Source organism: Polyangiaceae bacterium (assembly GCA_015075635.1).
In the GTDB taxonomy this organism is placed as follows: Bacteria; Myxococcota_A; Polyangia; order Polyangiales; family Polyangiaceae; genus JADJKB01.
In genome coordinates, this window is record JABTUA010000001.1 from 1,072,819 (window position 1) to 1,086,868 (window position 14,050).

Consider the following 14,050-nt stretch of genomic DNA (forward strand, 5'->3'; position numbering starts at 1 on the left):
GCCCATGCAAGCGAGCCCGGTGCCGGTATCCCAGCAGCCGCGTATCGTCGGGCGCTACGCGCTCTACGGCGAAATCGCGGCCGGCGGTATGGCCACGGTGCATTTTGGCAGGCTGGTTGGAGCGGTGGGGTTCTCGCGCACGGTGGCCATCAAGCGCTTGCACGCGCAGTTCGCCAAGGACCCCGACTTCGTCACCATGTTCCTGGACGAAGCGCGGCTCGCCGCCCGCATTCAGCACCCGAACGTGGTCAGCACGCTCGACGTGGTGCCCCTCGAAGACGAGGTGTTTCTGGTCATGGACTACGTCCATGGCGAGGCGCTCTCCAAGCTCATTCGTTCGGCGCGCCGCCAGGGCGAGCAGGTGCCTCCGCGCATCGCGGTGGCCATCCTGGCAGGGGCGCTCCACGGCCTGCACGCTGCGCACGAAGCCAAGAGCGAGCAGGGCGAACCCTTGAACATCGTACACCGCGACGTCAGCCCGCAGAACGTGCTCGTGGGCACCGACGGTACGGCGCGTGTCCTCGACTTCGGCGTCGCCAAGGCGGCGGCCCGCGTCACCTCGACGCGGGATGGCCAGATGAAGGGCAAGGTCAGCTACATGGCCCCGGAGCAGCTCCGGGGCAAAGGCGTGGATCGCCGCACCGACGTGTTCGCCGCGGGCATCGTGCTGTGGGAGACGCTGACGGGGCGCCGGCTGTTCGACGGCGACGACCCGGGTGAGATCCTGACCAAGCTGCTGGAGGCGGTGATTCCTCCGCCGTCCAGCCTGGAGCCGAGCGTGCCTCCCCAACTGGACGCGATCGTCCTGCGCGCGCTCGACCGCAACATCGAGCGTCGCTGGCCCACAGCCCGGGAATTCGCCATCGCGCTCGAGCACGCCGGCCCCATCGCCATGTCGCGCGAGGTCGGCGAGTGGGCCGAGCGCATCGGCGAGGAGACCATCGGCAAGCGTGCCCGGCAGGTCGCGGAGATCGAGAGCGGTTCGCTGGCGCACATCCGCGCGGTGGACGCGGTGCCGGTGTCGGCGCCGAGCTACGGCTCTCACCCGTCCTACGTCGGCCCGGCCTCCCACTCGCAGCCGATGGCACCGGTCCCGACGAGCTGGCCCATTGGAGCCCAGGGCGATCCAATCACGTCGCCGTCTCAGGTCTCCCACGTCACCGGGATCTCCCGGCCGTCGGTGATCTCGGCCCAGACGCACGCCTCGGGGATGACCGGAGCGCAGGCGCCCGGGCGGCGCAGCGTGTTCGCGGCGCTGATCGGCGTCGCGGCCGCGCTCGGCATCGCTGTCGTCGCGGTGGTGTTCGTGCTCCTCGGGCGCAGCAAGTCGGACGTCGAGCCCATGCCGCCCGATCCGCCGGCGCCGCCCGAGGCGGTCTCCGCGGCCGCGCCCGTCCCGGAGCCCGCACCGGCACCGGCACCGACACCGGAAGCGCCACCCGTGGTGAGCGTGGAGCAGTTGCCGAAAGCGCCGGCGCCGCCGCCTCGCGGGACGAAGACTCCAGGTGTTCGTACGCCCGCCCCGGGCCCCAAACCCGCGGCTGACAACTGCGACCCGCCGTTCATCGTGGACAAGAACGGCGTCCGCCGCGTCAAGCCCGGCTGCATGTGAGTCTTTGCGGGCCGCGTCGCGAGATGCGCTAGACTCGGGCTCGATGTCGAAGCACCTCATGCTTTGTTCCGCCGTGGCGCTGGCCGCTGTGTCGCTGCCCCGACCTGCCTTCGCCGACACCAAGGCCGACTGCGCCAAGGCCTACGAAGCGTCGCAGGAGCAGCGCAGCGGCGGCAAGCTGCGCGCGGCGCGCGAGAGCCTGGTCACCTGCTCGCAGACCGCCTGCCCGGCCTTCATCAAGAAGGACTGCGCGAAGTGGCTCTCGGAGGTCGAGGGCGCCATCCCCACGGTGGTGTTCAGCGCCAAGGCGGGCAGCGAAGATCTGAGCGACGTGAAGGTCTCGCTCGGCGATCAGACCCTGGCGGAGTCGCTGGACGGCAAGGCCATCCCGATGGACCCGGGCACCCACACCTTCGTCTTCGACAGCGCGAAGCACGGCTCGAAGGAGCTCAAGTTCGTGGTCAAGGAGGGCAAGAAGGCCCAGAACATCGAGATCGTGTTCGAGGTGGGCAAGGCGGCCGGTGGGGACGGCGCCGGCGACGAACCCGGCGGGGACTCGGGGGCGGCGAAGATCACCACGGAGGACGTCAAGGGCAGCAAGACCCTGGCCTACGTGCTGATGGGCGTCGGCGTGGTCGGCATCGGCGGCTTCGCGTACTTCGGATCGTCCGGCAAGAGCGACGAGAACGCGCTCGCGTGCGCCGAGTTCAAGACCTGCACCGACGACGACCTGGATCCGATCAAGAAGAAGTACCTCTACGCCGACATCTCGCTGGGCGTCGGGCTGGTCGCGCTCGGCGTGGGCACCTACCTCATGCTCGCGCCGAGCGGGAAGTCGGAGGCCCCGGCTGCCGGTCGGTCCAAGCGCTTCCGCGTCGACGTCGCGCCGCAGCCCGGTGGTGGCTACGCCAGCGTCTCGGGGTTGTTCTGATTCACCCGAACCCCAGCAGCCGGCCGCCCTGGTACACGAGCAGGCTCGCCAGGTAGGCGAGCGCGGTCATGTACCCGAACAGGAACGCGGGCCAGCGCCAACTCCGGGTCTCGCGCCTGACGACGGCCAGCGTGCTCATGCACTGGCAGGCCAGGGCGAAGAACACCATCAGCGAGAGACCCGTGAGCGCCGAATACACGGGGCGGCCGTCGGCTCGCGTCTCGCTCTTGATGCGCTGCCGCAATGGGGTGGTGTCCTCGTCGCCGCCGCCCACGCCGTACACGACGCCCAGCGTCGAGACGAACACCTCGCGGGCCGCGAAGGCGCCGATCAGCCCGACACCGATCTTCCAGTCGAAGCCGAGGGGCTGGAGCGCTGGCTCGATGGCCTTGCCCAGCTTGCCGCCGTAGCTTTGCTCGAGGGCCAGGGCGCGCAGGCGGGCCTCGTCGGGTCCGCTCTGGACCTCGGCCGCGACCGGCTCGCCCGGCGCCGCGGCAGCGTCCACGCGCGGGAACGAGAGCAACGCCCAGAGCACGATGGTGCAGGCCAAGATCACCGTGCCCGCCTCCTTCAGGAACACCGCCGCGCGCTCCCACATCATGCGCAGCACGCTGCCCAGGCTGGGCACGCGGTAGGGGGGAAGCTCCAGGATCAGCGGCACGCGCCTGCCGCGGACCACGGTGCGGCCGATGACCGCGGCTGCCAGCAGCGTCATCGCGATGCTGAAGCAGTACATCGCCACCATCAGCACCGCGCCCAAGGGCAAGAAGCCCAGCAGCCTGCGCTCCGGGAACAGCGCAGCGATGACCAGCGTGTACACCGGCAGGCGTGCCGAGCAGGTCATCAGTGGTACCACCAGCATGGTCAGGAGCCGGTCGCGGCGGCGCTCCATCGTGCGCGTCGCCAGGATGGCCGGCACCGCGCAGGCAAAGCCCGACAGCATGGGCACGAACGCGCGACCGTGCAGGCCGAGCGCGCGCATGATGCGATCCATCAAGTAGGCGACGCGCGCCATGTAGCCGCTGTCCTCGAGCGCGCCGATGAACAGGAACAGCAGCAAGATCTGCGGGAGGAACACCAGCACGTTGCCGACGCCGCCGATCACGCCGTCGGTCAGGAAGTCCCGGAACACGCCCGCGGGTAGGTGGTCCCGGGTCAGGTCTGCCAGGCCGCCGAATGCGCCCTCGATCAGCGCGATGCCCGGCTCCGCCCCGGAGAACAGGCCGATGAACATCAAGAGCATGATGGAGACGAACGCCACGAACCCGAGCACGGGGTGGAGCAGGAAGCGGTCGAGCTTCGCGGAGCCGGCGCGCTTGGGCGGGTGCTTCGCCGAGCGGCCGAAGATGCGCTCGGCGTGCGAGTCGAGGAAGGCGTAGCGGGTCGCGATCACCTCGCGATCCAGGTCGTGATCTCCGAGGTCGCGCTGCACGTCCAGACAACGTTCGCGCAGCGGGGCCGGGATGCCCTCGAGCTCGTCGTCGGTGTCCACGCTGGAGAGGGCCCAGAGCGCGAGGGCGCGGTCGCGTTCGACGTTCTTGCGCCACTCTGGGGGAAGCGCCTCCGCAACTCGGTCCAAACCGGCGCGCAGACCGTCCGGGTAGGAGAGGTCGACTCGAGCTGCCGGGGGTTCCTTCAGGCAGCGGGCGATCTCGCCGCGCAGAGCCTCGATTCCGAGCCCGCTCTTGGCGTTGGTGGGGACGCAGGGGGCGCCGAACACCTCGCTCACCACCGTGGCGTCCGGGGGCAGCTCGCCGGCCTCGTCGATCATGTTGAGCGCGACGACGAGCGGCACCCGGAGCTCCGCGAGCTGGAGCACCAGGTACAGGTTGCGGACGAGCTGCCCGGCGTCCACGACCACCACGACCAGGTCGGGCCGCGCGAAGCCGGACAGTCCCAGGATGGAGTTGATGGCGATCTGCTCTTCGGGCGAGCGTGCGGCGAGCGAGTAGGCACCCGGGACGTCGACGACCTCCGCGAGCTGATCCTCGAGCACCAGCTCTCCGGAACGGCGCTCGACGGTGATGCCGGGATAGTTGCCGACTCGGGCGTTCTGCCCGGTGAGTCGGTTGAAGAGCGTCGTCTTTCCGACGTTCGGGTTGCCCACGACCACCACCAAGTGGCGCTCTCGGGCGGGACTTGGGGCAGCGCTCGGGCTGGGCTCGTGACAGGCTTCGGCGGTCACATCACGCTCGGCGCACCGAGCTCGGGCTCGAGCGGCGCGTGCTCTGGTTCGGAATCGCGCGCGATCTCGACCGCGACGACCGCCACCTGCTCCGCCTCGGAGCGCCGGATGGACAGGCTGCAGCCTCGCACCAAGAGCTCGATGGGGTCGCCGAGCGGCGCCACGCCCAGGACCTCGATGCGCGTACCGGGCACCAGCCCGAGCTCCATCAGGCGGCGGCGGAAAGCCCGCTCGCCGCCCACGCGTTCGACGGTGACGATCTGGCCGATTCCAGCCTGGGCGAGGTTCATGCTCACCCGGTGGGTCTAGCTCAGCTGAAAACGGTTTTCAATTTCAAACCTCAAAAACCCGGAGAAATGGCGGGACCGGGGCGGGTCAGCGGGGGGCCTTCCGGATGCGGTCGCGGGCCGCCTCGATGCTGGCGGCCAGCACCGGCCCGGAGGTCGACTCCGGGATGACCCGCAGCACCTCGCGCAACGACTCCAGCATCTGGAGCGCGGAGTCGAAGCGGCGCTTGGGGTCGCGCTCGAGCGCCCGGTGCACCGCGGTGGTCAGGCCCATCGGCAGGTCCGGGCGCTTGACCGACAGGAGCGGGACGCGCGGGTCCCGGAGCATGGCCAGGACCTGAATGTCCGTCGGTGCGTCGAAGAGTCGCTGCCCGGCGAGCGCCTCCCAGAGGCAGACCCCCAGGCTGAACAGGTCGCTCTGCACGCTGGCCTCCTCGCCGCGGAGCATCTCGGGCGCCAGGTAGCTGAGCTTGCCCTTGATCACGTTCGGCTGCGTGATGCGCCCCCGGTCCATCGCACGAGCCAAGCCGAAATCCGCGAGCTTCACGATCCCGGTCACGTCGAGCAGGATGTTGGGCGGGGAGACGTCGCGGTGCAGCACCGGCGAGCGCTTCCCGCTCTCGTTCCGCGCACCGTGCGCGGCGTCGAGCGCGCGCAGCACCTCGATGGCGATGGCGGTGATCAGAGGCCAAGGCGTGCCGCCGGCAACGCCGGCGAAGCTCCGCTGGTAGTCGCCGAAGTGGATGCCTTCGACCCACTCGGTGACCAGGTAGTACTGGCCCTCGCTGTCGATGCCGAAGTCGTGGATCTGCACCACGTTCGGGTGCCGCAGCATGGCGCCGACGCGGGCCTCCTCCACGAACATCTGCACGACCTCGGGGTAGTCGTTGAAGGCCTCGTTCAGGCGCTTGACCGCCACCGTGCGCCGGAAGCCCTCGGCGCCGTAGACCAAGGCGCGCCACACCGTACCCATGCCACCGGCGCCGATCTGCTCGATCAAGGCGTACTTGGCGTCCACGATCGAGCCGGGCGTGTCGCTGGCAGCGCTCATGCGTCGAGAGATCCTAGCACCTGTCGCTCACTCCGGCGCCGAATCCGCGCTCCCGTCGGCGTCCGAGTCGGCGTCCTTGGGCTTCGGATAGCTCGCGTCGAGCACGGTGCAGAAGCAGCGGTCCCAGAGCCCGGGCTCGACGCACTGCTGGGCGCCACGGCACTCCTCCGTCTCGCAGGCGCGGAACTGGTTCACGTTGCACTCCGGGACGAAGCTCGGCGCGGCCGGCTCCGCCGAGCACGCCCCGAGGACGAGCACGACAAGCCAGGCAGAGACAGCTCGGAGCATCGGAGACGAAGCTTTCTCCCATCAATGCCCGGATGGTGCAAACTCGACGGCGTGCCCAGCTCCGGATTGCGCCTGCTCGTGTACGACAAGAGCGCCGGCGGGCTCAGCTTGGCCTGGGCGGCCGGCGCCAAGCTGTACCGGGTGCGGGGCCTCCTCGACTCCGCGCGCGGTGCCGCCAGCTGGGGCGAGGCGCTCGAGCTCCTCGAGTCCACCGAGCCCGAGCGCGGGGTCGCCGAGATCCAGTTCTGGGGCCACGGCAAGTGGGGCGACGCGCGCTTCGGCGCCGAGACGCTCGACTCGGGCTCGCTCTTGCGCGGGCATCCCCATGCGGCGCGGCTCGAGCGCCTGGCGAAGCGCTTCGAGCCGGATGCGCTGTTCTGGTTCCGCAGCTGCGAGACCTTGGGCGCGCGGGCGGGCCAGGCGTTCGCGCGCGCCTTCGCCGACCGGCTCGGCTGCCGGGTCGCCGGTCACACCTACGTCATCGCTGCGCTCCAGAGCGGGCTCCACGCGCTCCGGCCCGGGGCCGAGCCCGACTGGGACCCGAGCGAGGGCCTCCTCGAGGGCACGCCGGAGCGGCCGCTGCGCGCCCAGATGTCCTCCGCGCGGGCGCCGCGCACCATCACCTGTTTCGAGGGCAACCTACCCAGCTGGGCGTGAGCTTCACTTCACGTACACGGCGTTCGAGTAGATCCAGACGAAGTCTTTCTCCGCCAGATCCGCGTAGCTCGACAGGTGCGGGAGCAGGTGCCGCGGCTTCATGCGCACCTCGACGCGATACGCGCCCGGCTCGCTCGGGACGTGGGCGAGATCCTCGGCCGTCTCCTTCACCACGTCCCAGCCGCCGCTCTTCGCGCGCAAGAGACGCACGACGAAATCCGGGCGTTTGACGCTCGGGTCGAGCTCCTTCACCTTCGGGAGCTTCGCGACCAGCTCCGGCGCGTCCCCCAGCGCGACCTCGCCGCCCATCTCGGCGACGCCGGCGCCGGTCTTGGCATGGAAGTCGAAGCCCTCGGGGAACCCGAGCACCTCGAACGCGCCGTACAGGCGCCCGCTCCGGAGCGCCTCCTTGAGCTCCAGATCGGCGTAGCTGCCGCCCGCGTCGGGCTTCACGAGCAGGTGGTTCGAGAACCAGCCCATCATGCGCCGGTAGCTGTCGATGCGCTCGCCGTCCGGCAGGATGTCCTTGAAGGTGTTCTGGTGGCAGTCGGTGCCCATGGTGGTGACGCGCTTCTTGCCGCTGGCGAGCACGGTGCCCCAGCGCTCCAAGTAGCGCTTGTCTTCGCTCACGATCGGCAGGAGCACCAGATCGGGGTAGGGGAGCAGCTCCGGCTCCTTCAGATCCGCGATCAACCCGATGGCGGCGCCGGCACCGATGATGGTGTTGGCGTGCAGGTTGAACATCTCGAAGCCGTCGAGGGGCAGCTCGCCGAGCTGCTCGACGGTCCAGTCTTCCGTGTGCTGCACCAGCACCACCGCGCCGACCTCCTTGAGCTTGGCGATGGCCTCCGCGGTCTCGGCGCCGTAGACGGCGCCCCGCTCGGCGGCTGTCGGCGCGACGTGCCGCTCGATGCCCACCGGCATGAAGCCGGACTCGGTCCCGGCCAGCACCAGCGGCGGGTTCCCATCGGGGCAAGCGAGCCGATTGGCGACCGGCGCGCCGTCGCGCTCGACGAGCACGTCGCCCTGGCTCGCGTCGAAGAGCAGGCTCTCGGGGTACTCCGTGCTGCCGAACGAGTCGTTGTGATCGGTGAGCATCACGAAGTCGTGGCGGCTGGCGCACAGGCCCGCACGGAAGTCCTTCAGGCACGGGGCGTTGACCGCCCCGGCGTCGTCCTTGGGTTGGCCGTCGCAGGCGTCGTGGCTGTGCACGCTGTGGGCGTGGATCAGGCCGCGTCGATCGACGAAGCCGCGGGCGCTCGGCTCGCGCGGCGTGGTGAAGATCGTGCCTGGGGACCAGCCGCCCGAGGGCTGCGTCTCGGCGTCGTCGTCCGAAGAGCAAGCGAAGAACGCTGCTCCGAGGAGCAGGAGACCGGCGAAGCCCGCGCGCATGCAGGCGCTATTGTGGCAGGCAGGCCTGGGCTGTCGAGGGCGTTGCGGTGGACGAGCCGATGAAGCGGTCCGCGCTGGCGGCGGAAGTCCCGGAGATCTTGCTGCAGTTGCCGTTCAGGGCGTCGGACTTCGAGACGCAGCTGCCGCTCGCGCCGCCGTCGAGGCTGGTGCAGAAGGTCGGCGCCTTGCCGCTCTTGTCCGGGCAGAAGCCCTGGCAGGCCAGCGTGCAGAAGCCCGTCTCGCCGCCGCCGCTCGGGGTGAACAGGTGGCAGGAGCCGTTCTTGCCGGCGTCGCTGAAGCCGCAGTCCGCGTCGCTCTTGCACGGGTCGCCGATGAAGGGCGTGGGCGCGGGGGTCTGGCCGTTCAAGAGCGGGAAGGTGGCCGTGTCGTCCAGGTTCACGAAGCTGAAGCCGCCGTCCACGAGCTTCTGGATGATCTCGCCGATGTGCGAGGCCGTGTTCTGGTGGATGTCGTGGAACAAGAGGATGCCGCCGTTCTTGCTCTTCACCTGGCTCATCGTGTAGCCGACCATGTCGCTGCGGAAGCCGTCCGGGACGTAGCGGAAAGTGGACGGCGAGCAGTAACCGGAAGAGGAGGCGGCGTAGCACCAGTCCGCCGAGTCGATGTGCCAGCCGGTCACGGCGTAGCCGAGGCCCTCCACGAAATCGACGGCGCCGCAGTTCGCCGAGCCGAACGGGAAGCGGAAGTAGCGCGGCGTCACGCCTGCTCCGAGGATGACCTCGTGGGTCTTCGTGACCTCCTCCTGCATCTTCGCGCTGGAGACGGTCTTCAAGTTCAGGTGGCCCTGGGAGTGGTTGGCCAGGATGTGGCCCTCGTTCTTGATGCGCGCGAGCACGGCGCGCGCGGCGTCGTTGGTCACGCGCTTGCCGTTGATGAAGAACGTGGCCTTGACCCCGTACTGCTTCAGGATGTCGAGCACCTGGGGCGTCGTCTCCGGGTTCGGGCCGTCGTCGAAGGTCAGCGCGACGCGCTTCGCGAAGCCGTTCTTGTCGGGTACCACCACGCCCGAGCAGCCGCTCGAGTCGGCCTTGCCCATCTCGTTCTGCTCGTAGGCGTCCTCCCAGGCGGCGATGTCGTTCGCCCCCGGGGTCTCGTCGTGGTCGTCGCTGGCGCTGCAGCCGCTCTGCAGGAGGACCGGAAGGAGGGCGAGCGAGGCCGAACAGAGAGCGGTGCGGCGCATGGTGCCCCCAAGGATTCAAGAGCACCCGGCGGCTGTCAACGCCGGCTGCGTGGGCGCACGTGCGCGACCTGCGCTGGCTCAGGGAGTCAGAGCGCGTTCGCGCAACAGCGGACGCCGGTCTGGGGACCGAAGTAGTACTCGTCGTGACCGGTCGTGGCGGCACCGCAGTTGTTGCGCCCCGCCAACCACCAGCCGCCGCGGAGCGAGGAGCGCCAGGGCTTCTGCATCCCGTCCCGCATCGTCCACTCGTCCACGTTGCCGACCATGTTGCGCACGCCGAACGGGCTCACGCAGGCTGGACGATCGCCGGGGCGCACGCGCTTGTCGCGGAGCTTGCCCCGGTACTCCAGGTCGCCGAGGTCGTGGTTGCAGAGCTTGGCGTTGCGGGTGAAGCCGTAGGGGTAGGGCCAGAGCGCCTCGCCCTCGCACGCGAACTGCCACTCGGACTCGAAGCACAGGCGCTTGCCCTGGCTCTCGCAGAGGTCCTTCGCCATCGTCCAGGACTGATCGACCAGGGGCTTGTCGGCGCCGGGCGGCACGTATTCGTCTCGGTCGATGCAGAAGCGGCGGTGCTGGCGCGACGCGAGGCACTGCGGGCTCTTGTCGAACTCCGCGCAGCGGTGGTGGCTCAGGAAGCCGCCGGGAACGCCGTCGTCGAGGTAGCGCAGGCAGCGCTGCCGCACGTCCGGGCAATACTCCCCATCGACGAGCAGCATGTCCGGCGGGCACGCCGGCGGTGGCGGTGGCGGAGCGGCGTCGGCCGCAACCGTCATCGGCGTCGGCGCGGCGTCCGCGCGGTAACGCATCCACCACGGCTCGGGCTCCGTGCCGGCGGTGAAGCACATGTCGGCGCCGGACTTGGCCGGCTCCGCCGCTCCGCTCGCCCGAGTCACCGGCTCGAAGCGACACTCGCGCAGCGGCGTTGGGGCGGGGGGCAGCTCGACGGGAAAGAGCGGGGTCGGTCGCGTGGCGGGACGCACGTCCTCGCACCCGGCACCGAGCAGAACGAACAACGCGGTGGCGAGATCCCTCGAGCTCACCGGCAAGCCGCTTCGGCCTCGCTGAAGCGCTTCTGAGCGGAGTCCAGGAGGCCCTTGAACCCGACGTATTTGTCCTTGTCGAAGTAGCCGTTGAACTCCTTGACCGCGCGATCGCGCGCCCGGGTCCCGGTGGTCCAGGAGATCTTCTTGAAGGCGAACGACTCGAACACGAGCTGCGCTTGCTGCTCGATCGCAGTGAAGGCGTCGAGGTGCGTGGTCTTCTGGGTCGCGTTCATCTCCTCGTAGCCCGCCACCCCCTGGAACTTGAAGCGCCCCGCCTCGTTTCGGACCTTCTCCCACTCGGTCGCGGTGGCGAGCCGGGCCTTCTCACAGCGCTCTTCGTCCTGGCAGGCGCCGAGGAGCAGGGCGAAGGCGAGGAGCGCGGCTCGGTGCTTCACGATTGCCACGAAGCCTACACGCTGGGCCCATTTCGGCCCAAAACGCCGCGAGCGGCGGGGGCTCAACCGCCCCAGGGTGGCGCGCCACGCGACGGGCGCGGGGGGATGTTGGCCACCAGCCTCGGGAACTGGTCCATGACGAAGCGTGCCACGTTGCGCAGCGAGATCAGGTGGATGGGCTCGCCGCGGTCGTTGACCACGGGCACGTGGCGGTAGCCGCCGACCTGCATCTGGTTCAGCACGAACTTCAGCGCGTCGTCGAGCTCGAGCGCGTCCGGGTTGGGAGTCATCAGCTCCGTCACCGGGCGCCGGCGCCAGCTCTCGCCGTCCAGGCCGACCTTCATCAGGAGGTCGCGCTCGGTCACGATGCCGGCGAGCTTGCCCTGGTCGGTGACCAACACGGCCCCCAAGCGGCGCTCCCGCATCAGCGCCACCGCGCGCTCCACCGTCGCCCCGATGTCCACGCTGGCGGCGGGATGGCGGCAGAGCACGCTGAGCGGCTGCTCGAATACCTCCGGGTCCAGCTCGGCGCGCTCACGCGCCCGCTCGGACATGATCTCGAGCTCGTCGTCCAGGTGCTCCCCTTCCATCAAACAAGCCTAGCTCCGCACCCGGGTATCGTCTAGGTTCCCCCCCACCATGGCGAACCCCACTGCAGTTCTCGAGACCAGCCTGGGCGACATCACGGTGGAGCTCTTCACCGATCAGATGCCCATTACCGCCGGCAACTTCGTCAAGCTCGCCAAGAGCGGCTTCTACGACGGCTTGCACTTCCACCGCGTGATCAACGGCTTCATGCTGCAGTTCGGCTGCCCGCACAGCAAGGACCCGTCGAGCCCGCGGGCCGGCACCGGCGACGGTCCGGACGGCACGATCAAGGACGAGCACACCGCCAAGCTCTCGAACGAGCCGGGCACCTTGTCGATGGCCAACACCGGCCGGCCGAACTCGGGCAGCTGCCAGTTCTTCATCAACACCGTGCACAACTCGTATCTCGACTGGTTCACCCCCGGCGCGTCGAAGCACCCGGTGTTCGGCAAGGTCATCGCCGGCATGGACGTGGTGAAGAAGATCGAGACCACGAAGACCGACGCGGGCGATCGCCCGGTCACGCCGGTGAAGATGAACCGCGTGCGCGTGATCGAGAACTGAGCCCTCTCGGTCAGTCGAGCGTGACGTCGAAGCGGTTGCCACCGAACTGCTCCACCGGCTCGTAGAGCGGCGGCGCGATGTCGTAGGTCCCCTCCGCGTAGCCGGCGCCCGGCAGATCCGACCAGCGGAAGGCGTGGTCGAGGTTCACGCGGATCGCGAGCGTGCCCGTCTGGCCCGCCGCTACCGTGAGGTCGACGGGGAAGTAGACCGCCCATTCGCCGTCTTCGACGACCGCCTCGGCGCCGGCGGTGGTCGAGTGCTCCGGGATGGGCGTCGTCCCGGTGTAGTCGTGGGACAGGCCGCCGGCGGTGAAGGTCTGCGCGTAGTGACCGCTCGGGAGCTCCTTGCCGTCCACCAGCGCACCGTCGCTGGTGACCGTGAGCCCGTGCAGGGTGCCTGCGGTAGCGCTGCCGCCCTCGTGCAGGGTCGCGGCGATGTCGAAGCGCGACCAGTCCTGGACCAGGCGAGCCTTGGTGTAGTGCCCGGCGCGCACGGCCGCGGGCGCGACCACGGCGAGCTCGGACTTCGCGCCGTCGGCGTAGCTCACCGCGGCGTTGGCGGGCTTCGCGTCGAAGAGCACCCACTGCCCGCCGGCGTCGTCGAGCAGCGTCAGGCTGCGCACGCCAGCGGTGACGTTCTTCGCGGTCTGGCCCGAGTGGCCGTCGGCGTGGGGAAAGGCCGCTTCGGAGCCGCCGATCGTCACGCGCAGATCCGTGGTCGCGCTGTTCCCCGAGGACTCGTCGCTGCCACCGCACGCCGTGGAAAGGAGGCCGAGGTACAGGGCGATGGGAAGGAGCTTCTGCATGGTCCGCGCTGCTTTGCAACGTGCGTGCCGCGCGCGCAAGGGCTGCTTCCTCGGTCTCGCTCCGAGCGGCGTGAAGCCGCGTTCACGCGCGGGTCGAGAACTACGGCGCGTAGGACTCGACCACGTTGGTCATACCGCCCTCCGGCAGCTCGCCCCCGATGACGTAGACCCGGCCCCCTGCCGCGACGACCGCGGGCCCGAGGCGCGGCGTGCCGAGGGCCGGAGCGCTCGACCAGCTCGTGCCGTCGAAGGCGTCCACGGTTCCCGCCGCGTCGCCGCCGGCGACGTAGGCCTTGCCGTCGAGCACCGCGGCGCCGGCGCCGGCGCGGGGCGTGGGGAAGTCCGGGCCGCCGGTCCAGACGTCGCCCTGGGGCTCGTAGACGTCCACCTTGTTCGTCACGCCGCCGCTCTCGGTGGAGCCGGCGACTGCGTACACCCAGCCCGTGAGCACGAAGCCCGCGAAGCGCACCCTCGGGTTCAAAATGGCCGACTTCACCGCCCAGCTGTTGGTGCTGGGGGCGAACACCACCGTGTCGCCGAGCAGCTTCGAGTCGTCGGTGCCGCCGACCACGTAGACCTGGCCGTCGAAACTGGTGGCGTACCCGCCGGCGCGGTTCAGGAGCAGCGACGACTTCTTCTGCCAGGCGCTGCCGCCGGCCGGCAGCACGTAGGTGGAGTCGGTCGCCGTCGCGCCGATCTCGCTGAAGCCGCCCACTACGTAGAGGTCACCGGCGACGCTCGTGACGGCGGCGAGCTCGCGCGCCTCCGGCAGGTCGGGTCCCGCCACCCAGCTGTCCGCCGCGGGGTCGTAGCTCCACACCTTGTTGCTCACGCTGCCGGCGATACCGCCGACCACCCAGATCTTCCCGTCGGCCTCGGCGGCCGAGAGGTACGAGGCCGCCTCCGGCAGCGGGGCGTCCATGCGCCAGGGACCCGACGCGCCGCCGCCGCCGCCCGTCCCGCCGCCGTCGTCTTTTTCGCTCGAGCCGCAACCGAGACACAGGACGCCGGCGACGAAGACCCACGTGAAGCGCATGGTGCGCGCAAGATA

The 14,050-nt window shown here is 69.9% G+C and carries 15 protein-coding genes; 4 read left to right on the forward strand and 11 right to left on the reverse strand.

The features are described 5' to 3' along the window. Positions 1 to 4 precede the first annotated feature (4 nt). Entirely contained in the window at positions 5 to 1,612 is a 1,608-nt protein-coding gene (locus HS104_04955) for a serine/threonine protein kinase (GenBank protein MBE7479328.1), read from the forward strand. A 43-nt stretch (positions 1,613 to 1,655) separates the two neighbouring features. Beyond that, the gene (locus HS104_04960; GenBank protein ID MBE7479329.1) at positions 1,656 to 2,543 is read left to right on the forward strand and encodes a hypothetical protein; all 888 of its coding nucleotides are present in this window, start codon (positions 1,656 to 1,658) and stop codon (positions 2,541 to 2,543) included. 1 nt (position 2,544) lies between these two features. On the opposite strand, the gene feoB is transcribed toward HS104_04960, so the two are convergent. From feoB to HS104_04980, 4 genes are all read right to left on the reverse strand, one after another. Next, on the reverse strand, positions 2,545 to 4,728 hold the full coding sequence (gene feoB, locus HS104_04965) for a ferrous iron transport protein B (GenBank protein ID MBE7479330.1): 2,184 nt from the start codon (positions 4,726 to 4,728) through the stop codon (positions 2,545 to 2,547). Continuing rightward, a complete protein-coding gene (locus tag HS104_04970) occupies positions 4,725 to 5,018 on the reverse strand; it encodes a ferrous iron transport protein A (protein MBE7479331.1) in 294 nt (97 codons plus the stop codon). The genes feoB and HS104_04970 overlap by 4 nt, the downstream gene beginning before the upstream one ends. A gap of 85 nt (positions 5,019 to 5,103) precedes the next feature. Next, entirely contained in the window at positions 5,104 to 6,066 is a 963-nt protein-coding gene (locus HS104_04975; protein ID MBE7479332.1) for a serine/threonine protein kinase, read from the reverse strand. 27 nt (positions 6,067 to 6,093) lie between these two features. Further along, positions 6,094 to 6,354 carry a hypothetical protein gene (locus tag HS104_04980; GenBank protein ID MBE7479333.1) on the reverse strand — a complete coding sequence of 87 codons (261 nt, stop codon included), beginning with the start codon at positions 6,352 to 6,354 and terminating at the stop codon, positions 6,094 to 6,096. Positions 6,355 to 6,378: 24 nt separating this feature from the next. On the opposite strand from HS104_04980, the gene HS104_04985 reads away from it, so the two are divergent. Then, on the forward strand, positions 6,379 to 7,011 hold the full coding sequence (locus HS104_04985; GenBank protein MBE7479334.1) for a hypothetical protein: 633 nt from the start codon (positions 6,379 to 6,381) through the stop codon (positions 7,009 to 7,011). Positions 7,012 to 7,014: 3 nt separating this feature from the next. Here the strand turns inward: HS104_04985 and HS104_04990 are convergent, their stop codons facing one another. From HS104_04990 to HS104_05010, 5 genes are all read right to left on the reverse strand, one after another. After that, complete coding sequence (locus HS104_04990; protein ID MBE7479335.1) at positions 7,015 to 8,403, reverse strand: hypothetical protein; 1,389 nt, start codon at positions 8,401 to 8,403, stop codon at positions 7,015 to 7,017. Between the two features lie 7 nt (positions 8,404 to 8,410). Then, entirely contained in the window at positions 8,411 to 9,604 is a 1,194-nt protein-coding gene (locus HS104_04995) for a polysaccharide deacetylase family protein (GenBank protein ID MBE7479336.1), read from the reverse strand. 86 nt (positions 9,605 to 9,690) lie between these two features. After that, positions 9,691 to 10,644 carry an SUMF1/EgtB/PvdO family nonheme iron enzyme gene (locus HS104_05000; GenBank protein MBE7479337.1) on the reverse strand — a complete coding sequence of 318 codons (954 nt, stop codon included), beginning with the start codon at positions 10,642 to 10,644 and terminating at the stop codon, positions 9,691 to 9,693. Continuing rightward, positions 10,641 to 11,042 carry a hypothetical protein gene (locus HS104_05005; GenBank protein MBE7479338.1) on the reverse strand — a complete coding sequence of 134 codons (402 nt, stop codon included), beginning with the start codon at positions 11,040 to 11,042 and terminating at the stop codon, positions 10,641 to 10,643. Before HS104_05005 ends, HS104_05000 begins: the two co-directional genes overlap by 4 nt. Before the next feature lie 62 nt (positions 11,043 to 11,104). Beyond that, on the reverse strand, positions 11,105 to 11,632 hold the full coding sequence (locus tag HS104_05010; GenBank protein ID MBE7479339.1) for a CBS domain-containing protein: 528 nt from the start codon (positions 11,630 to 11,632) through the stop codon (positions 11,105 to 11,107). Positions 11,633 to 11,681: 49 nt separating this feature from the next. Between HS104_05010 and HS104_05015 the strand changes: the two genes are divergently transcribed. Further along, complete coding sequence (locus HS104_05015; protein ID MBE7479340.1) at positions 11,682 to 12,194, forward strand: peptidylprolyl isomerase; 513 nt, start codon at positions 11,682 to 11,684, stop codon at positions 12,192 to 12,194. A gap of 10 nt (positions 12,195 to 12,204) precedes the next feature. On the opposite strand, the gene HS104_05020 is transcribed toward HS104_05015, so the two are convergent. Both HS104_05020 and HS104_05025 read right to left on the reverse strand, forming a co-directional pair. Then, positions 12,205 to 12,999: a hypothetical protein gene (locus tag HS104_05020; protein ID MBE7479341.1), complete on the reverse strand. Its 795-nt coding sequence runs from the start codon at positions 12,997 to 12,999 to the stop codon at positions 12,205 to 12,207. A 100-nt stretch (positions 13,000 to 13,099) separates the two neighbouring features. Next, positions 13,100 to 14,035 carry a hypothetical protein gene (locus tag HS104_05025; protein ID MBE7479342.1) on the reverse strand — a complete coding sequence of 312 codons (936 nt, stop codon included), beginning with the start codon at positions 14,033 to 14,035 and terminating at the stop codon, positions 13,100 to 13,102. Between the last annotated feature and the right edge of the window lie 15 nt (positions 14,036 to 14,050).